17 protein-coding genes are annotated in these 18,731 nt (G+C 73.4%); all 17 read right to left on the reverse strand.

The annotated features are described in order from the left end of the window. Positions 1 to 1,324, reverse strand: a 1,324-nt coding sequence (locus ACME2J_RS15530; RefSeq protein WP_495545840.1) for a SulP family inorganic anion transporter, incomplete at its 3' end; no start/stop codon positions are given. 9 nt (positions 1,325 to 1,333) lie between these two features. Next, positions 1,334 to 4,297, reverse strand: coding sequence for a molybdopterin dinucleotide binding domain-containing protein (locus ACME2J_RS15535; protein WP_495545841.1), 2,964 nt, complete (start codon positions 4,295 to 4,297; stop codon positions 1,334 to 1,336). 20 nt (positions 4,298 to 4,317) lie between these two features. Then, entirely contained in the window at positions 4,318 to 5,829 is a 1,512-nt protein-coding gene (locus ACME2J_RS15540; RefSeq protein ID WP_495545842.1) for a 4Fe-4S dicluster domain-containing protein, read from the reverse strand. Beyond that, positions 5,826 to 7,226, reverse strand: coding sequence for an MBL fold metallo-hydrolase (locus ACME2J_RS15545; protein ID WP_495545843.1), 1,401 nt, complete (start codon positions 7,224 to 7,226; stop codon positions 5,826 to 5,828). The genes ACME2J_RS15540 and ACME2J_RS15545 overlap by 4 nt, the downstream gene beginning before the upstream one ends. Before the next feature lie 126 nt (positions 7,227 to 7,352). Then, positions 7,353 to 8,051, reverse strand: a complete 699-nt coding sequence (locus ACME2J_RS15550; protein ID WP_495545844.1) for a Rieske (2Fe-2S) protein — start codon at positions 8,049 to 8,051, stop codon at positions 7,353 to 7,355. A 3-nt stretch (positions 8,052 to 8,054) separates the two neighbouring features. Next, on the reverse strand, positions 8,055 to 8,507 hold the full coding sequence (locus ACME2J_RS15555; RefSeq protein WP_495545845.1) for a biotin/lipoyl attachment domain-containing protein: 453 nt from the start codon (positions 8,505 to 8,507) through the stop codon (positions 8,055 to 8,057). A 10-nt stretch (positions 8,508 to 8,517) separates the two neighbouring features. Continuing rightward, positions 8,518 to 8,964: a glycine cleavage system protein GcvH gene (gene gcvH / locus ACME2J_RS15560; protein WP_495545846.1), complete on the reverse strand. Its 447-nt coding sequence runs from the start codon at positions 8,962 to 8,964 to the stop codon at positions 8,518 to 8,520. After that, entirely contained in the window at positions 8,961 to 9,380 is a 420-nt protein-coding gene (locus tag ACME2J_RS15565) for a hypothetical protein (protein WP_495545847.1), read from the reverse strand. The genes gcvH and ACME2J_RS15565 overlap by 4 nt, the downstream gene beginning before the upstream one ends. A 41-nt stretch (positions 9,381 to 9,421) precedes the next feature. Next, positions 9,422 to 9,883, reverse strand: a complete 462-nt coding sequence (locus ACME2J_RS15570; protein WP_495545848.1) for a hypothetical protein — start codon at positions 9,881 to 9,883, stop codon at positions 9,422 to 9,424. Beyond that, positions 9,880 to 12,156: a (Fe-S)-binding protein gene (locus ACME2J_RS15575; protein ID WP_495545849.1), complete on the reverse strand. Its 2,277-nt coding sequence runs from the start codon at positions 12,154 to 12,156 to the stop codon at positions 9,880 to 9,882. Before ACME2J_RS15575 ends, ACME2J_RS15570 begins: the two co-directional genes overlap by 4 nt. A gap of 14 nt (positions 12,157 to 12,170) precedes the next feature. After that, the gene (locus tag ACME2J_RS15580) at positions 12,171 to 13,142 is read right to left on the reverse strand and encodes an electron transfer flavoprotein subunit alpha/FixB family protein (RefSeq protein WP_495545850.1); all 972 of its coding nucleotides are present in this window, start codon (positions 13,140 to 13,142) and stop codon (positions 12,171 to 12,173) included. A 17-nt stretch (positions 13,143 to 13,159) separates the two neighbouring features. Beyond that, on the reverse strand, positions 13,160 to 13,936 hold the full coding sequence (locus tag ACME2J_RS15585) for an electron transfer flavoprotein subunit beta/FixA family protein (RefSeq protein ID WP_495545851.1): 777 nt from the start codon (positions 13,934 to 13,936) through the stop codon (positions 13,160 to 13,162). 1 nt (position 13,937) lies between these two features. Beyond that, positions 13,938 to 15,095: a radical SAM protein gene (locus tag ACME2J_RS15590; protein WP_495545852.1), complete on the reverse strand. Its 1,158-nt coding sequence runs from the start codon at positions 15,093 to 15,095 to the stop codon at positions 13,938 to 13,940. After that, positions 15,092 to 16,237 carry a lipoate--protein ligase family protein gene (locus tag ACME2J_RS15595; RefSeq protein ID WP_495545853.1) on the reverse strand — a complete coding sequence of 382 codons (1,146 nt, stop codon included), beginning with the start codon at positions 16,235 to 16,237 and terminating at the stop codon, positions 15,092 to 15,094. Before ACME2J_RS15595 ends, ACME2J_RS15590 begins: the two co-directional genes overlap by 4 nt. Beyond that, positions 16,234 to 17,196 (reverse strand): radical SAM protein, encoded by a 963-nt coding sequence (locus ACME2J_RS15600; protein ID WP_495545854.1) that lies wholly within the window; start codon positions 17,194 to 17,196, stop codon positions 16,234 to 16,236. The genes ACME2J_RS15595 and ACME2J_RS15600 overlap by 4 nt, the downstream gene beginning before the upstream one ends. Next, a complete protein-coding gene (locus tag ACME2J_RS15605; RefSeq protein WP_495545855.1) occupies positions 17,193 to 17,651 on the reverse strand; it encodes a glycine cleavage system protein H in 459 nt (152 codons plus the stop codon). Before ACME2J_RS15605 ends, ACME2J_RS15600 begins: the two co-directional genes overlap by 4 nt. A gap of 9 nt (positions 17,652 to 17,660) precedes the next feature. After that, complete coding sequence (locus ACME2J_RS15610; protein ID WP_495545856.1) at positions 17,661 to 18,731, reverse strand: lipoate--protein ligase family protein; 1,071 nt, start codon at positions 18,729 to 18,731, stop codon at positions 17,661 to 17,663.

Genomic DNA, 18,731 nt, shown 5'->3' on the forward strand with positions numbered 1-18,731 from the left:
CGGCGGCGAAGGCGACGCCGAACCACAGCACGCCGGAGGGCCGGACGTGGAGCGTCTCGGCCTCGCGCCACGTCTCGAGGTCGACGCGCAGCTCCCGCCAGAGGTGGACCGCGATCGACAGCGCGACGCCGGCGACCACCCCGCGCTCGACGTGCGGCTCGAACGCGATCGTCGCGACGAACGTCGTCAGCGCGACGAGGAACGCGGGGCGCGAGCGGCGCCACAGCAGGCCGAACGGGCCGAGCTGCACCAGCGGGAGCACCGCCGCGATGACGACCGCGCCGAGCATCGCCTTCGGGAGCGGCTCGAGGAGGAAGGCGACGGGGAGGATCGCGAGGACCGCGACGCCGGTCACCGCGCTGCTCCAGCGCGAGCGGCCGCCGGCGAGCCGGTTGAGCGAGCTGCGGGAGAAGGACCCTCCGACCGGGAACCCGCCGGTGAACCCGGCGGTGACGTTCGCGACCCCTTGGCTCACGAACTCGCGATCGGCGTCCCAGCGGTCGCGGTCCTCGGCCGCGAAGCGCCTCGCGATCGACGCCGCCTCGACGAACCCGACGACGGCGATGATGATGCCGGAGACCAGGAGGGTGCCGACCTCGCCGTAGGGCAGATCGAGGGACACCGGCGGGACGCCGACCGGGACCTCGCCGACGACGACGCCGGTGTAGTCGAGCAGCTCGCTGAGGACGGTCGCGAGCACGACGGCGACGAGGACCCCCGGGAAGAGCGGTGACCGGCGCCGGGCGCCGAAGATGAGCGCGATGGCCCCCAGCGTCATGAGCACCCCGGCGAGCTCCCAGTCCTGCGGGTGGACGAGTGCCCACACGGCGCGGTCGACGACGTCCTCGCGCGGAGGGTCGACGCCGGTGACGTTCGGGACCTGCGACGAGATGATGACGAGCGCGGCGGCTGGGATGAAGCCGACGAGCATCGGCTGCGAGAGCAGGTAGGCGACGACCCCGGCGCCCGCGAGGCCGATGAGCAGTCGCACGACGCCGACGACCAGCGCGAGGAGCAGTCCCAAGGCGACGTACTCGTCGCTGCCGGGCGCCGCCTGCGTGCTGAGCGCGCCGAAGGTGAGGAGCGACGTGACGGCGACCGGCCCCGTCTGCAGGTACGGCGACGACACGAACGGCGCGGCGACGATCAGCGCGATCGTCGCCGCGTAGAGGCCCCGCTCCGGGGGCATCCCCGCGAGCTCCGCGTAGGCGAGCGACTGCGGGACGAGGACGAGCGCGACCGTGAGGCCCGCGATGACGTCCGCGGTGGAGAAGCGTCGCTCGTCGCCCGCGCCGCCCCTCTTGGTGAGCTTCGCGGCGCTCACGACCGCGGCTCAGCGGCCGGCTTGGACCCGTGCGAGCGGACCCCACACGGCCTCGGGCGACCAGTCGAGGATCCGGTGGAGCTCCCGCGCGTCGGGAAGGTCGCCGGAGGCGAGGCGCTCCCGCGCGGCGCGCGTCTCGTCGTCCTGCGGGAGCGCGTAGGCGTCGAGGACCGGCTTGACGGGCCGGAAGAGCCAGATGGGACGCCGCAGCTCGCCGCTCGCCGGCCGGGCGACGCCGGTCCACTTCCGGTAGACCTCCCGCGCCTTCGCGAAGTCGACGTGGATGTCGGCGTAGCGGTCGTCGGGGCGCGCCGCGGAGACCCGCACCTTCTGGTGCCAGCAGTGCATCCCGCTGATCGGATCGGGATGCACGGGGAACGTGATGTTCTGGTGCACCCCGGCGTCGTTCCACCATACCCGGCTCGAGCTCGGGTCCTCGGAGTCCCACGGCTGCACGCCGTGGACCTGGCGGAAGAGCACCGCGTCGCCCGTCTCCTCCATCGTCACGAGCGCCGAGGACCAGCGCTCCATCCCCTCGGTCTCGGCGAGCCGCCAGCGCCCCATGTGATGGGACCCCGCGACGATCCCCGGCCGGATCCCCTCGGTCACCATCGCCTTGATGACGAAGTAGCCGATCTCGGTCTCGACGCGGGCGAGGTCCCCGTCGCGCACGCCGATGCGCTCGGCGTCCTGCGGGCAGACGAGAAGCGGGTGGGTGTGGGAGAGCTCGTTGAGGTACTTGGCGTTGCCCGACCGCGAGTGGATCATCGTCGGCAGCCGGTAGGTCGGCATGAGGACGTACTCGCCACGGGCGTGGTCGATGAGCGAGTGGTGCACGTGCGTCCGCGCGTAGGTCGGCGTCGCGACCTCCGGCCAGCCCCACCCGGCGAGATCGGGCTGGAAGAGCTCGAGCTTGCGCGACGGGGTGTTGAACCCGCGCCGGGGCACGCCGTCGACCATCGCCGCGACGCGGTCGCCGCGACCGGTGAGCGGCATGTGCGACCCGTCGAGCTCGGGAAGCGTGAGCGTCTCCTCGAGCCCCTCGACGGTCGCGCCCTCCGGCGGCTCGACCTCCGCCTCGTGCTGGAGGTAGTCGTCGCGCGAGACCTCGACGGCGCCGTGGCGCCGCATGTACTCGAGCGGCGTGAGATCCTCGGCCGCCGCCTTCTCCGGGAGCCCCGGGACGGAGTTCTCGAACATCCACCGGTAGTACTCCTCGAGCCGGATCTTCTCGCCGGGCCGATAGGGCGACTCGTAGAAGCGGCGGATCCCGAGCGACCCGTCCGGATCGGCGCGCCAGGACAGCTCGATCCAGAACTCGCCCTCCTCCCACACCTCACCGGGGTTCGCCTCGTGGGTGAACTCGATCTCGTGCCCGAGGCGCTCCATCGCGACGCGCCGCACCGGCTGGCGGAAGCCGAGCCACCGGCCGGAGTGGGTCTCGTAGGAGTGGGTGTCGTGCCGCTCGGGGCCGTGGCCCATCGGCAGCACGTAGTCCGACCACCACGCGGTCTCCGACCACGTCGGCGTGAGCGCGCCGTGGAGGCCGACCTTGTCCTCCTCGCGCAGCGCCCGCATCCACGAGTACCCGTCCGGGTAGGTCCAGATCGGGTTGAGGACCCGCGTGAGGAGGACCGGCTGCGTGAAGCGCCCGTCGAGGAGCATGTGCGGGTAGAGGATGCTCATCTCGTTGTGGGCGAGCGGGTACTCGCGCGGCCAGTTGCGCTCGTTCCACTGCGTGTTGGCGTCCGGCTTGCGCCAGGGCGCGGGGATGAACTTGTTCCACGCGTTCGGCGAGGTGCCGCCGACCGCGCCGACGGACCCTGTGAGGACGTTGAGCAGCATCACCGCGCGCGTGACGAGCCAGCCGTGGAGGTTGCCGGCCGCCGCGGCGCGCCAGATGTGCGACGTGAACGCGGGCGCCGCCTCGGCGATCTCGCGCGCGACCTGGACGATCGTCCGCGCCGGGATCCCCGTCTCCTCCTCGGCGAACTGCGGCGTGTACTGCGCGTACTCGCGCTTCAGGGCGCCGATGAAGTTCTCGAACGTCAGCTCCGCCGACGGGTCCGCGTGCTGCAGGTACGTCCGCCAGTTGACCCACCGGCGGACGAACTCGCGGTCGAAGAGGTCCTCGTCGAGGAGGTGCTTGGCGATCGCGAGCAGCGCGGCCGCCTCGGTGCCCGGCCAGGCGGGGAGCCAGTAGTCCGCCATCGAGGCGGTGTTCGAGAGGCGCGGGTCGACGACCGCGATCTTCGCCCCCCGGTGCTTGCCCTCGATGATCCGCTGCGCGTGCGGGTTGAAGTAGTGCCCGGCCTCGAGGTGCGAGGAGATGAGCAGGGCGAACTTCGTGTTCGCGTAGTCGGGCGAGGGCCGGTCGGTGCCCGACCAGAAGCCGAAGCCCGCCCGGCCGCCCGCCGAGCAGACGTTGGTGTGCGAGTTGTGGCCGTCGCAGCCCCACGTCTCGAGGAACCGGTCGGCGAAGCCGTCCTCGCCGGGGCGCCCGACGAAGTACATGACGTCGTTCGGGCGGCCCGCGCTGAAGGCCTCGTGCAGGCGCTCGGCGAACGTGTCGAGCACGTGGTCCCACGTCACCCGCTCCCAGCCGCCGCCGCCGCGCGGCCCCTTCCGGCGCAGCGGGTGGAGGATGCGCTCGGGGTCGTGGATCTGGTTGATCGTCGCGGGCCCCTTCGCGCAGTTGCGCCCGCGCGAGCCGGGGTGGTGGGGGTTCCCCTCGAGCTTGTGGACCTCGAAGGTCTCCTTGTCGACGTACGCGGTGAGGCCGCACGCCGACTCGCAGTTGAAGCAGACGGTCGGGACGATCATGTACTCGCGCTCGACCCGGCGCGGCCACGCCCGCGGGTCGGGCGCTCTCCACGCGTCCCACTGGTCGTGCGGCGGGTACGTCGCGAACCTGCCGTCCTGCTCGCCGTAGCCGGTGGGCCGGCGTGCGCCCTTGCGCTCGATGCCATCCATCTGCCGCTTCTCCTCTCGCTTCAGCTCAGGGGGACGCTCTGGCCGGCTCTCACCCACGCGTCCTCGTACAGCCACAGGCCCACGAGGGAGGCGACGCCGCCGACGGCGAGGATCGCGGCGGGCGCGCCGGCGAGCACCGCGGCAGCCGCGGCGGCGGGCACGAGCGCCCCGAGGAGGAGGCCGCTGCGGAAGCGCGCCGCGTAGAGGTCGCGCCGCAGGTTCTTCGCCGCGCGCTCGGCCTGGCGCGTCGGGTGCCGCCCGTAGGCGTCGAGCAGCGCGATCGCCCCGCCCGTCGCGGCGGCGAGCCCGAGCGACCACGCGAGCGCGTCGTCGAGGGCGTCCGGGCCGTCGACGACGAGCGCGGCGACGGCGAGGGCGCCCGCCCCGGCGAGCACCGCGTTGACGATCGTGTGCGGGAGGAGGAGCGGGCTCTGCCAGAGGTCCCGGCCCTCGCACTGGTTGAACAGGAACGCCGTGTACCCGGCGAGCGCGGCCCCCGCCGGGACCATCAGCCAGCGCAGGACGTCCCGCAGCCCGTCGAGGTCGAAGATCGCCGCCACGGTGAACGCGGTCGCGACGACGGCCGCGACGTTGATGACCTGGGCGCCGAGCGCGAGCCACGATCGCCGCTGGGGGCGCGTGAAGAGGTAGTAGAAGCGCTCCGGGCGACGGAGGTCCCAGACGAGGAAGAGCCCGGTGACGGCGATGCCCGCGAGGGCGAGCACGCCCGGCACGACGTCGGCGAGCGCGGAGCCCTCCGCCCCCACGACGAGGAGGAGCACGGCGAGCATCATCGCCCCCGCGGCGACGCCCTTGGAGAGGAAGTAGCTCGAGACCTTCCAGCCCCACGGCGGCGGGTGGGCGATGTCGGAGACCGTCGTCGCCCCCGGCGAACCCGCGAGCGGCCGGAGCTTCTCGCGCTGCGACGCCGGGATCTGCGAGATGTACTCGCGCGCCTCCGCGATGGCGAGCGGGTCGATCGCCGCGTCGTGGACGCCGAGGTAGTGGACGTTGGGACCGGTGCCCTGCTCGGGCGCGCGCACGCGCGAGGGCACCGTGTCGATGAGCCGCGAGACCTCGGAGTCCGGATCGTCGAGGTCGCCGGAGGTGATCGCCTGCGTCGGGCAGACGACCTCGCACGACGGCTTGAGTCCCTCGTCGAGCCGGTGGGCGCAGAAGTTGCACTTCGCGGCCGTCTGCGACTCCGGGTCGATGTAGAGCGCGTCGTACGGGCACGCGTTCATGCAGGCCTTGCAGCCGATGCAGGCCTCGCTGTCGAAGTCGACGACCCCGTCCGCGCGCTTGTGGAGCGCCTTCGTCGGGCAGATCGAGACGCACGGCGCGTCGTCGCAGTGGTTGCAGCGCAGGACGGCGAAGTTCCGGCGCACGTCGGGGAACGTCCCCGTCTCGACGTACTTCACCCACGTCCGGAAGACGCCGAGCTCGACGCCGTGCTCCTGCTTGCAGGCGACCGTGCAGGCGTGACAGCCGATGCACGACCGCTGGTCGAGGACGAAGCCGATCCTCGTCACGTCGCGGTCACCGGCTCCGAGGACTCGAGCGGCGCGACCTCGCGGCCCCACTGCGGCACGCCGCCGTCGACGACGTGGAGGACGTCGTCGGCCCCGTGGGCCTGCAGGAGGCTCGCCGCGACGCCGGCGCGCTGGCCGGAGGCGCAGATGACGGCGACCGCGCGGCGGGGGTCGAGCCCCTCGGGGATGCCGTGGATGTCGTGATAGGTCGTGAAGACCGACCCGGGGATGTGTCCCTCCGCGTACTCCTGCGGCGACCGCACGTCGAGGATCTGCGGTGGATCGTCGCCGCGGCGACGGCGGTCGAGCTCGCCGACGTCGACGCGCTCGACGCGGCGGACGGGCCGGCGCTCCTGCCGCCACGAGGTCATCCCGCCGTGGAGGAAGCCCCCGAAGCGGCGCATCCCGACCGCGACCGCGAGCTTGCCGGCCTCGCGCGCGTCGTCGTCGTCGCGGCCGACGAAGACGATCGGCGCCTCGCGGTCCGCGATCCACGCGAGCTTCGACCCGAACCCGGCGATGTGCCGCGGGATGCAGACCGCGCCGGGGATGTGGGCCTCGTCGAACTGGAGATCAGTCCGCACGTCGATGATGAGCGCGCCGTCGGAGTGGAGCTGCTCGACCTGACGCGGGGCGAGCGGCTGCAGCTCGACGCCGTCGGTGAGGAGCGGGCCGCGGTTGAGCTCGACGATCGCCTGGAAGTTCGGCGGCTGCTCGCCGAGCTTCGCGAGCGCGTCGGCGACGAAGGCGTCCTCGTCCTCGATGGCGAGCGTCGGGTTGTGCCGGCGCTCGTAGCCGATCGTCGAGGACACCTTCATGTCCATCCCGGGGCCGCCGCACATGGAGCCGCCGAGGTGCCCGGGCCAGACCTCCACCTCGTCGCCGAGGCTGAGGATCTTGTCGTGGAGGGACCGGTAGATGCCCCGTGCGCCCTCGGACTTCTCGATCGCGAGGTCGGGCCGGGCGACGTCCCCCACGAAGAGGGTGTCGCCGGTGAGGACGGCCCACGGCTCGGGGCCCCGCCGGGTGTCGATGAGCGCGAACGCCGTGTGCTCGGGACGATGCCCGGGGGTGTGGAGCGCGCGGATCGTCACGCATCCCAGCTCGAGCTCCCAGCCGTCGTCGAACGGCTCGTGGTCGTAGTCCGGGGCGGCGTCGCGGTGGACGTGGATCGTCGCGCCGGTCGCCGAGGCGAGGCGCCCGTGGCCGGAGACGTGGTCGGCGTGGTTGTGGGTCTCGAGGATGTGGTCGATCGAGACGCCCATGTACCGCGCGAGCTCGAGGTAGGTGTCGATCTCGAACCGCGGATCGACGACGGCCGCGACCCCGGCCTTCTCGTCGCCCACGAGATACGAGGCGCATCCGAGGTCGTCGTGCGTGATCTGCCGGAAGATCATGGCTCTCCTCGTTCCGGGGACGGGCAGTAGGAGCTGCGACGCCTCTCCGAGGCCTTCGTCCTCCTCTGTTCGACCATACGTTCAAATGGTCAACGATGCAACCTGGCCGCCGGTCCCCGAGCGGGCTCACGCGTCCCCCGCGGGAAGCTCGACGTAGACGACCCCGGACTCGAGCACGGTCGGGAAGCTCACGAGCGGCAGGTCGGAGGGCCCGCGGACCCGCGCGCCGTCGGTGACGCGGAACTGGCTGCCGTGACGCGGACACGTGACGACGTCCCCGTTCGTCTCTCCGTCGCAGAGCTCCGCCCCCGCGTGCGGGCAGCGGGCGCTCACCGCGTGGACCTCTCCGCCGACGTGGTACAGAGCGATGTCCCCGGCCGGGGTGTCCCGCAGCACGCCGACGAAGCCGAGGCGCCCGGCGACGTCCCGGTGGTCGATGGCCCGCAGCCGCCTCGCCGCGCGCGCGCCGCTGCGGCGGTCGTCGATCGCGGTCTCGAGCTCGCGGTCCGCGCGGCCGCGGGTCGTCACCCGGTCGGCGCCGGCCTTCTCGGCCGCCGCCCACAGGTCGGGCTCCGGCGTGGAGAGGTAGGCGACGATCGCGAGGCCCGGCTCGGCCTGGCGCCAGGCGTCGAGCGCCTCGACGGCGCCGTCGAGCTCGAGCTCGACGAGAAGGCCGATCGGCTCCCCTCCCGCCTGCTCGCCGGGGGCGGCGGTCGCGAGGAGCGCGCGGCTCCCGAGCCGCTCGGCGAGGCGCCCGACCCGCCTCTCGACGACCTCGTCGCGCGTGCGCAGGAGGATGACGTCGGGGCCGCCTTCGGAGGCCATGGCTCAGTCCGCGCACCGCATGCACGAGAGGCCCTCGCGGTCGATGACCGCGCGGAAGTGCGGCATCGCCGCGAGTCCGTCGACGAGGTCGCCCGTCTCGTCGTCGAGTCGATCGGGCTCGAGCCGCGCGAACCACCCGTCGCCGTAGGGGTCGCGGTTCGCGAGGAGGTGGTCGGCGGCGAAGGCGTCGGCGTTCGTCGCGACGAGCGTGCCGGAGAGCGGCGCAGGGAAGGGGCCAACCCACTTCGCGCTCTCGACGACGGCGAGCGTCCGGCCCCGGCGGATCCGCCGGCCGACCGGCTTGAACGTGAGCGACACGATCTTCCCGCACCGCGTCTGGGCGAGGTCCGTCATGCCGACGAGCGCGGTCCCGTCCGGCTCGAGCCGGACCCAGTTGTCGTACTCGAGGTGGTAGAGGAGCTCCTCGGGGACCGCGCATCCGGAGTGGACCTGCACGGCGGCCCCCTCACCCGCCGTCCTCGTCGCAGCTGATGCCCTCCGCGGCGAGGAACTCCTCGTAGGCGGCGACGCCCTCGGGGCCGGTCCGCAGGTCGGCGGAGTCCGCGTCCCAGTCGTCCGGCGCGATCCGCGCGATCCAGCCGTCGCCGTAGGGCGAGCGGTTGAGCAGCGTGGGGTCGGCCTGCAGCGCGGAGTTGACCTCGATGATCTCCCCGGCGACCGGGACGGGCACCGGTCCGACCCACTTCGAGCTCTCGACCGTCCCGACGCTCTTGCCCTTGGCGAGCTTCTTCCCGGTCTTCTTCAGCGTGACCGAGATGATCGACTTCGCCATGTTCTGCGCGACGTCGGTGAGGCCGACGACGACGGCGTCGTCCTCCCGGCGCGCCCAGACGTGCTTGTCGATCAGGTAGTACAGGTCCTCGGGGATGTCGCAGCCGCGAACCGCGCTCATCGGTCCTCCTCGTCGGTGGGCTTCCAGGTCTTCACGTCGACGCCGGCGGGCCGGTCGAGCGGACCGGGCGCCGGGGCGGGCATCCCCGGCGGCAGCGGGACGACGCCGTCCCCCGGGCGTCCGCGTCCGCCCCCCGGCCCGGCCGCCGGGAGGCCGCCGTCGCGCGGCTCGCCGGCTCGCCGGGAGGCCTCGCCGTGCTCGGCCTCCATGTGGAGGAGGAGCATGTCGAACGCGACGAGGCGGATCTCGGCCGCGAAGACCTCGAGGAACTCGGGCTCGGTGCCGCGCGGCTTCACGCGCTGGGTGTGGGCCTCACCGCACTCGGGGCACGCGACCTCGTAGCGCATGCGGCCCTTCTCGGGCTCCATCCAGGTGCGGACGTGCTCCGCGTGCTGCTCGACGAGATGACCGTGCACCTCTGCCCGGGGCCCTTCGTGATCGCAGAGCGGGCAGCGCATCACGACCCGCGCCTGCGCGCCCGGAGCCACTCCGCGACATCGGCGCCGAGGTCGCCGACGAGCGCGTCCACCGCCTCCCCGGCGCCCGTCGCGACGACGGAGTCGGCCGGGAGGTCCCGGGCCACGAGCCCGACCTGGAGGATGTCGTTGACCCGCTCGAGCACCGCGAGGCGAGGGAGCCCCGTGAGCTCGACGAGCGCGTCGACCGTCGCGCCGCCGCCCGCGGCGGCGCGGAGGATGCGCGCGTTGATCGCATCGGTCGCGACGTGCAGCGCCCGTCGCGTGAAGTCGGCCGCGACCTCGCCCTCCTCGCCGTCACGCAAGGCGGGCGGGGGGACGGCGTCGTTCTCGGCGAAGCTGAAGTCGGCGAGGCGATCGGCCGCCGCTGCGCTGTCACGCAGCCGGGCGGCGAGCCCGCGGGCGAGCTCGGCCGGCACCGCGCAGGCCGCCCCGCGGCTCATGGGACCGCCTCGTCCGCGCGGCCGCCCGCCGCGTCGCCGCCGTCCTCGGCCTCGGCGACCGCCTGACCGGGACCGTCGTCCTCCGCGCCCGCCGGGCCGCCGGCGAGAGCCGCGACCGGCTCCGGCCGGCGGAGCGCCCGCTCGAGGAGGGCGGTGATCTCGAGGACCTCGAACGGCGCGCCGACCGTCCGCGCCGCGTCGGAGTACATCGCGAGGTCCTTCGGGCAGGCGACGATGAACGCGTCGAGGTCCCCGAGCCCCATCGCCTCCTTGATGCGCTGCTCGCTCGGGCGCTCCTCGAGCGCCGAGTCGTCCATCCAGATGCGGCCGCCGCCGGCGCCGCAGCAGAAGGTGTCGGCCCCGTGACGGGGCATCTCGATGAGCTCCGCGCCGGCGGCCGCGATGAGCCGGCGCGGCGCATCCGTCACCCCGTTGTAGCGGGCGAGATAGCACGGGTCGTGGTAGGTGACCCGCAGGCCGGTGTCCTCGGCCGCCGTCAGGACGCCCTCGTCGAGCAGCCGGACGAGGAGCTCGGTGTAGTGCTCGACCTGGCGCATCTCGCCGAGCTCCGCGTACTCGTTGCGCAGCGTGTTGAGCGAGTGCGGGTCCGTCGTGAAGATCGAGCGGAACTCCGCCTGCTCGAACGCGGCGAGGTTCTGCTCGGCGAGGAGCTCGAAGAGCCCCTCCTCGCCGACGCGGCGGACGTCGTTGCCCGCGTTGCGCTCGCCGTCGTGGAGGATGCCGAACGAGACGCCCGCCTCGTGGAGGATCGTCGCGACGCGGCGCGAGGCCTCCTGCGAGCGCTCGTCGAACGACGCGAAGTCCCCGACGAACCAGAGGTACTCGACGGGCTCCTTGCGCGCGTCCGGGATCTTGAAGTCGAGGCCCTTCGTCCAGCGCGCGCGCATGCGGGACGACTTGCCGAAGGAGTTGCCCTGCTGCGCGAAGTTCTGCAGCGTCTGCTGGAGCATCGGCTCCACGTCACCGGCATCGACGAGCTGCCGGCGCATGCCGACGATCGTCGGCACGTGCTCGATCCCGACCGGGCAGACCTCGACGCACGCCATGCACGTCGTGCACGACCAGAGGACGTCGGCGGGGATGACGCCGCCGGCGACGGTCGTCTCGGCCGGGGCGAGCGGCCCGTCGCCGTTCGGGCGGCTCTCGCGGTCGAGCACCGCGGGGATGCCGGCGCCCGAGTCGACCCACTGGCGGAGGTCGAGCACGAGGTCGCGCGGCGAGAGCGGCGCCCCGGAGGCGCGCGCGGGGCAGACGCTGTGGCAGCGACCGCACTTCGTGCACGCGTCGAGGCTCAGCAGCTCCTTCCACGTGAGGTCGTCGGCCGTGACGATCCCCGGCGAGGGCACGGCGACCGGGCCGCCGTCGCCCGAGCCGTCGGACTGGGCCGGCGCCGGCGGCCGCGGCAGGCGACGCGCCGCCATCGGATCGGTGAACGTGAGGTTCGCGAAGTCGAGGACGAGGTGCATCGCCTTCGTGAACGGGATGAGCGCGACGAACCCGAGCGCCGCGAGCCCGTGCACCCACCAGTTCACGTGCTGGAGGTCGCTCGCGGTGGCCGCCCCGATGCCGACCCCTTCGATCCCCTTCCCGATCGCGTACCCGACGGGCGACCACTCCTCGAAGTCCGGGAACCCGTTCGCGCGGATCCGCAGCCCCTCACCGAGGAAGCCGGTGAGGCCCAGGCCGAGGAGCAGGCCGACGAAGAGCCAGTCGCCGCGCCGCATCCCGCCGCGGTCGTAGCCGCTCTCGGGGTCGCTCGCCCGCGCGTAGTCGAGCGTCGGCGGCCGGCTCCGTCGCCGGACCCCGAGCGCGATGACGCCCGCGACGAAGGCGAGGCCGAGGATGTCGAGGAGCAGGGAGTAGGTGAGGTAGAACGGCCCCTCGAAGAACGACGAGTCCTCGCCGAAGAAGAGCCGCACGATCTCGACGTCGATGGCGAGGATGATCGTGCCGATGAGGAGCGCGGTGAAGCCCCACATCACCCCGCCGTGGGCGAGGCCGACGAGGCCGTTGCGCTCCCCGCGCCGCACGGTCGCCTGCGCGTAGATGCGCGCGACGGCGCGGCCGATCCGGCGCGGGAGGTGGTCGAAGCGGTGGGCGGGGCGGCCACGACGGTACTTCTGGACGCGGCGCCCGAACCCGGCGACGAAGACGACGGTGGAGAGCACCGCGAGGCCGTAGAAGAGGCCCTTCTCCCACGTCGCGAAGTTCTCGAAGACCTCGCGCGTCTCCTCCGCCGCCAGGACGAACATCCCCGCCTCCGCTCTCACGCGACCGACGCCGCGGCCTCGAGCTTCTCCGTCAGCGCGGGGAGCACGTCGAACAGGTCCTCGGTCGTCCCGTAATGGGCGATGTCGAAGATCGGGGCGTCCCCGTCGGTGTTGATCGCGATGATAAGCTCGGCGTCCCGCATGCCCTCGAGGTGCTCGGGCGCCCCGGAGATGCCGCAGGCGATGTAGAGCTTCGGCTTCACCTTGCGACCGGACTTGCCGACCTGGCGCGTCTTCGGCAGCCAGCCGGCGTCCGCCACCGGGCGCGACGCGCTCACGACGCCGCCGAGGGCCTCGGCGAGCTCCTCCGCGAGCTCGAGGTTCTCCTCCCCGCCGATGCCGCGCCCGACCGACACGAGGATCTCCTCGGCGGTGATGTCGACGTCGGTCGTCTCGGGCTCGATCCGCGCGAGGAAGCGCATGTGCAGGTCGCCGAGGCCGTCGGGCGCCGGCAGCGTCTCGACGGAGGCGCCGCCGCCCTCGGCCACGGGCGGGAACGCTCCCGCGACGACCGAGGCGATCCCGCCCGGCATCTCGACCTCCGCGTGGAGCTTGCCGCCGAACACCTGGCTCGTCGCGACGACGAGGTCGCCGTCGAGCTCGAGCCCGACGCAGTAGGCGACGAGCGGCGACCCGGTCCGGGCCGAGAGCGACCCCGCGAGGTCCATGCCGACCGTCGTGTTCGCGATGAGCGTCAGCCGCGGCTCGCGCTCGGCAATGACGTCGGCGAGCGCGAGGACGTAGGCCTCGGAGAGGAACTGCGCGAACGCCGGATGCTCGATGCTCAGCACCGCGTCGGCGGGGAGCCCGGCGGCCGCCTCGGCGGCCGAGCCGTCGTGCAGGACGACCGCGACGGCGGAGCCGCCGCCGGCCTGCGCGAGCTCGCGGGCCTTGCCGAGCAGCTCGGGGACGGAGTCGTGGAGCTCGCCGGCGTGATGCTCGACGAGGACGAGGATGTCGTTGCCCATGATCGTTCTCCTCTCGTTCAGCTCTTGACGAGGCCGCGGTCGGCGATGATCTGCGCGAGCCGGCCGGCGACGTCCTTGGCGTCCCCGCTCACCATCTCGGCCTGCGAGCCGACCTCCGGGGCGTAGAGCCGGCGGACCGTGAGGCCCGACCCGCCGTCCTCCACCTCGGGGGCGTCCTGCTCCTCCAGGCCGCCGCCCTGCATCGCCTGGCGCACGCGGCTGATCGCGACGTAGCGCGGCGCCTGCCGCGCGGCCTGGATGCCGACGACGGCCGGCCCGTCGACCGCGAGCTCGTGGACGACCCCGGCGCCGAACTCCTGGCTCACCTTGACGCCCGACTCGTGGGGCTCGACGCCGATCGCGACGGAGACGTGCGGGAGCCCGAGCGTGCCGGCGAGCAGGACCCCGGTCTGGCCGTCGAGGTCCTCCGGGCTCTGGACCCCGATGAGGACGAGATCGGCGGAGAGCGTCCCGATGACCTGGGCGAGGATCGACGCGCGCTGATGGCTCGTGATCCCGCCCTCGAAGTCGCCGCTGAGCTTCAGGGCGCGGTCGGCGCCCTTCGCGAGGGCGGAGTAGAGCGTCTGGTCGACGTCGACCTCGTCCAGCCCGATGACGGTGACGGTCGTCCCGTCACGGGCCTCCTTGAGGAGCAGCGCCTCCTCGAGCGCCTGCTCGTCCCACTCGTTGGCGACGAACTTGAGGTACTCCCTCTCGACGTCGGTCCCGTCGTCGTTGAGCTCGAGCTCCTCGACGAGGTCCACGGTCTGCTTCATCGGCACGACGATGTGCATGTCAGCTCTCCTTGTGGGTGTCGAAGCGGCCCGCGGCGGGAGGCGCGCGGTGCTCGGGGGGTCGGGACGGCCCGGGCCCGTCCCGCAGGAGCTCGCCGAGCGCGAGCTGCTCGCGGATCTCGCGGAGATCCGCCGCCGTCGGCTGCCACGGCAGGTCGCGCGGCGACTCGGACGGTCGCCAGCTCCCCATCGGGCGCGTGCAGCCGGGCTCGCCGCCGGAGCTCGGGCAGCCGTTCGTCATGAAGGCCCAGCCGTCGTCGACGACCCGCTCGACGAGGTCGCGGGGCGCGTGGATCCGCGCGAGGCCGCCGTCGTCGTCGAAGCGGAACGCCGACGGGTCGATGCCCTCCTCCTCGAGGAGGAGCTTCGCGAGCTGGATGCGCCGCCAGCGCCGCAGCGGCGTCTTCTCGACGTGCCCCATGCGCGAGTCCGGCTCGGGGTTGAAGCAGAAGAGGTAGGAGAAGATCTGCCGGTCGAGCAGGCGGCCGAAGATCTCCATGAGGTCGCGATCGGACTCACCGAGCCCGACGAGCGTGTGGCAGTTCACCTTCCACGGGCCGAAGAGGTCGCGGGCGTGACCGACGATCTCCCAGTACTGCTCCCACCGCAGGCCGCCGTGCGGGACGTCGGTCCGCAGAGAGCGGAAGAGGTCCTCGGTGACGGCGTCGAGGCCGATCCCGATCATGTCGACGCCCGCGTCCTTCAGCGTCCGCAGCCGCTGCTCGTCGAGCGTCGGCGGCGCGACGAGGATCGAGAGCGGCGCGCCCACCGCCCCGGTGATCCGGCGCGAGATGTCGGCGGTGTCGCGGAACGCGGAGCCGTGCGTGACCATCGAGATGCACAGGCGCGTGAGGCGGTCCTCGTGGCGGACGAGACGCCGGACGAGCTCGTCGGTCTCGACGAGCGGCCACTCGACGCGGATGAACGACTTGTCCTCGTAGTCGCCCGGCCGCGTGCGCGCGAGGCCGCAGTACCCGCAGTCCGACAGGCACCCCGAGTCGTAGGAGAGCAGCAGGTTGATGCCGCCGAAGGGGAACTCGCGGCTGAACCGGCCGGAGGTGAAGCGCAGGGCGAGCGCGCTCGCGTACGAGATCCGGACCCAGTCCGGGCTCGTCATGCGCGGTGCGGTCCCCGCCTGGGGAAGATCGATCGTCGTCATGCGCCCTCCGTCTCGACGAGGTCGGCCGCCGGCTGCGCGGCATCGGGGTCGGGGAAGTAGCAGGAGCCGCTGAGGCGGACGGGAAGCGAGCCCGACCGCTCCATCGCCTCGCGCGCGGCGGCCCACACCGCGTCGGCGATCGGGCGCGGCCCGACGCCGAGGGCGTCGGGCTCGACGGTCTCGGCGAGCGCGTCGGCGATGACGTCGGGCTCGGCGGGCAGCCATCGCAGCACGGCCTCCGCGCGCGTGATCGACGGCGGGAGCACCGACACGTCGCCGGTGACCATGACGCTCGACAGCGCGGTGCCCTGCACCCCCACGTAGACCCGCAGGAGTCCGTCGGCCGTGCGGACGAGGGCGGAGGCGTGCGCGTCGGTCCTGCCGCCGCGCCGGTCGAGCCACTGCGGCGAGCGGTGCCGCTCGGCGAGAGCGGCGGCCGCCGCGCGCTCGGCGGGCGTCGGCGCGTCGGGCTCGAGGTCCGCGCCGACCGCCTCGGCGATGCCGGCGAGCACGAAGGGACGGATGTCGGCGGCGAGCACCGGGGCGCCGATCTCCCGGCTCACGGTCGTGACGCGCTCCTGCACGCGGGTGACGCCGTGGGCGGAGAGCTTCGCGCCGGGGATGCGGAGGACCCGGACGAGGAGGTCCACGTCGAGGTCGGCGAGGACGCTCGCGTGGAAGAGGAGGCCTCCGCGCTGGTCGAGGTGGAGCCCGAGGCCCGCGATCTTGCGGCCGCCGGCCTCGAGGTCGTTGCGGCCGCGGAAGCGCGCGTCGATCCCGAGCCGGCAGAGGCCGTCGATGACCCCCTCCGCGCACGCTCGCAGGATGTCGCGCGGCGAGCGGTCGACCGGCGCGCGGGTCGCGACCGCGACGCCGAGCTGCCCCTCGCCCATGATGATCGCCCCGCCGCCCGTCGGACGGCGGCCGACGTCGAGCCCGAGCTCGTCGCACGCGGCGAGGTCGATCTCCGCCGCCAGGCCCTGATGACGACCGACGAGCGCGCAGTGCGAGCGGTACGTGTAGAGCCGCAGCACGGGCCGGGCGGCGCCGTCGCCGTGGAAGCCCTGCAGGAGCGCCTCGTCGAGGGCGAGGCCGTCCGCGGCCCGCGCCCCGTCGTCCTCGATGAGCCTCCACGCCCTCATGCGTCCGCCCAGGTCATCGAGCAGCAGTACTCGTGGAAGGACGGGTCGAGGCCCCGCTCGCGCGCGTAGGCGACCATCCCGTCCGCCGGATAGGCGATCCCGTTGAGCCCGGCGTCGATGGCGGCGCGGTCGAGCTCGGCCTTCATGCGGCCCATCGGCCGGCCGCAGCCGAGGTTGACCTTCGTGCCCGGCATCGCCGCCCGCGCGGTCGCGAAGAAGTCGGCGCAGTCCTCGACCGGAGGAGGATCGAGCTTCCCCATCGGCGTGCCGACGAGCGGCACCAGGACGACGAGGATGAGCGTCGAGACCGGGTGGCGGCGGATCATCTCGAGCGCGTCCCACTCGCCGAGGAGGCTCCCGTAGTGGAGGCCGAGGACGATGTGGGGGATGATCCGCAGCCCGCGGTCGGCGAGCAGGCCGAGCGCGCGGTCGAAGTCCGACGGCTCGAGGTCGAGGTGGTAGACGTCGCGGATCGTCTCGCGGGCCCCGATGATGTCGAGCATCACCGCGTCGACGCCCGCGTTCGCGAGCCCGTCGGCCAGCCGCGGCGAGACGACGCCGGAGTGGACGACGACGCGCATCCCGAGCTCGTCGCGGACGCGCCGCATCGCGTCGACGTGCGGCAGCAGCGGCACGCCCCCGTGCTTCTGGGAGCCGCCGGAGACGAGGAGGCCCTTCGTCCCCTGCGCCTGGAGCCGCTGCGCCGTCGCGAAGAGGTCGGTGTCGCGCGTGACCGACACCATGCCCTCGAGCACCTTCGTCCGGCAGTGCTCGCACTGCAGCGCGCAGGCGGTGCCCGTCACCGAGACGGGGAGGAACTGCGTCGGCTGCTGCGGCTTCCACTCGCTCGACTCCCAGCGCTTGAGCCCCGGCGCGTAGAACTCGATCCCGGGTCCGAACTGCGCGATGCGCGCGTCGAGCAGCGCGTCGGTCGCCGCCGTCTCGGGCGACGCGCTCATTCGGCGATCATCCCCTTCGCGCGGAACCGGTCCACCTCGGCCGAGAACCACTCCGCGAGCGCGTCGCCGGTGACGTAGCCCTCGGGTCCGCCGCCGGCCGGTCCGTCCGGCTCGATCTCCACGAGCCAGGCGCCGAGGGGGTCGTGGTTGACGAGGCCGGGGTCGCCGAGGACCTCGTCGTTGTGGGCGCGCACCGTGCCGGCGAGCGGGCTCAGCAGCGGGCCGACGAGCTTCGCCGCCTCGACGTCACCGAAGCTCTCGCCCCGCCCGACCCGCGTGCCGACGTCCGCGAAGCTGAGCGACACGACGTCGCCGGAGGTCTCGCGGCCGAGCGGGTCGAACCCGATCCGCGTGACGCCGCCCGCGAGGGGCTGGAGCCACATGTGGGTCTGCGGGTCGTAGAGCCGCGCCGGGTCGAGCGTGTAGCCGACGACCTCGATGGTGGTCTCCTGCACCGGTCCCTCCTAGTCTCGCCATCCGAGGGCGCAGGCGAGCGCCTGCCCCACGCGTTGTCCCTGCTCCCCGTGCGGCTCGAGGCGGCCGCGGGCCGCCTGCGCCGACGCCGCGGAGCCGACGAGCGCCCGCTCGAGCGCCGCGACGGCGTCGGGGGTCGTCGCGTCCGGAGATGCTCCGGGCGCGACGGCGACCGTCGCCGCCTCGTGCACGCGCACGCGCGCGCGAGTGATGACGTCACCGTCGATGGTCGCCGTGACGCTCACGCCGTCCGCCTGCGCCCAGGCCACGTGGACCCCCGCCCGGACCTTCACGGTCCGCGCCGGGCGCGCCGGGAGCGCGGGCCCGCGCAGCCACCGTGCGGACGCCATGCGGGTCTCCCAGTGCTCGATCGCCCGCGTCTCCTCCGGCCGCAGCGCCCCGTGGACCGCGGGCCCGAACCACGAGTCGTAGGTGGCGACGAGCGCGGAGGCGGCGTCGTCGACTCCGACGTCGGCGCGCCCGAGAGCGGCGAGCGACGCGACGTGGCGGCGCATGAGGCGCTCGACCTCGTCGCGCATCTCCTCGCACGGCAGCGCGAGCACGCGCGCCATGCGCTCGTAGGGGAACCGCAGGATGACGTTGCCCACGACGGTGACCGCGTCGCCGATCCGCCCCGCCCCGGTCCCCGAGACCTTGCGGTCGCCGACGACGATGTCGTTGACCTCGTGCATGCGGGCGTCGAGGCCGAGGACGCGGAACGCGTCGACGGCGGGACCCAGGCAGTCCTCGTAGAGCCTGTCCACCGACGGCGCCGCGCGCCGCGCCGGAAGGGTGAGCTGGAAGAACAGCTGGTCGCCGTCGAGCCAGACCGGCCCGCCGCCGATCCGCCGCCGGATGACGCGCACGCGCTCGCGTCGCGTCCGCTCGAGGTCGATCTCGTCGAGCCGGCGGTGGTAGCCGATGCCGACGTAGGGCTCCTCGGGGACGCACAGCGAGAGGACGGGGTCGTCGTCCTCCTGCATCGCGGAGGCGATGCCGTGCCACAGCGCCTGCGACCGCAGCGGGCTCACGCGACCGGCGTCGATGACCCGCAGGGCCAC

The sequence above is a fragment of the Paraconexibacter sp. genome (genome assembly GCF_059438195.1).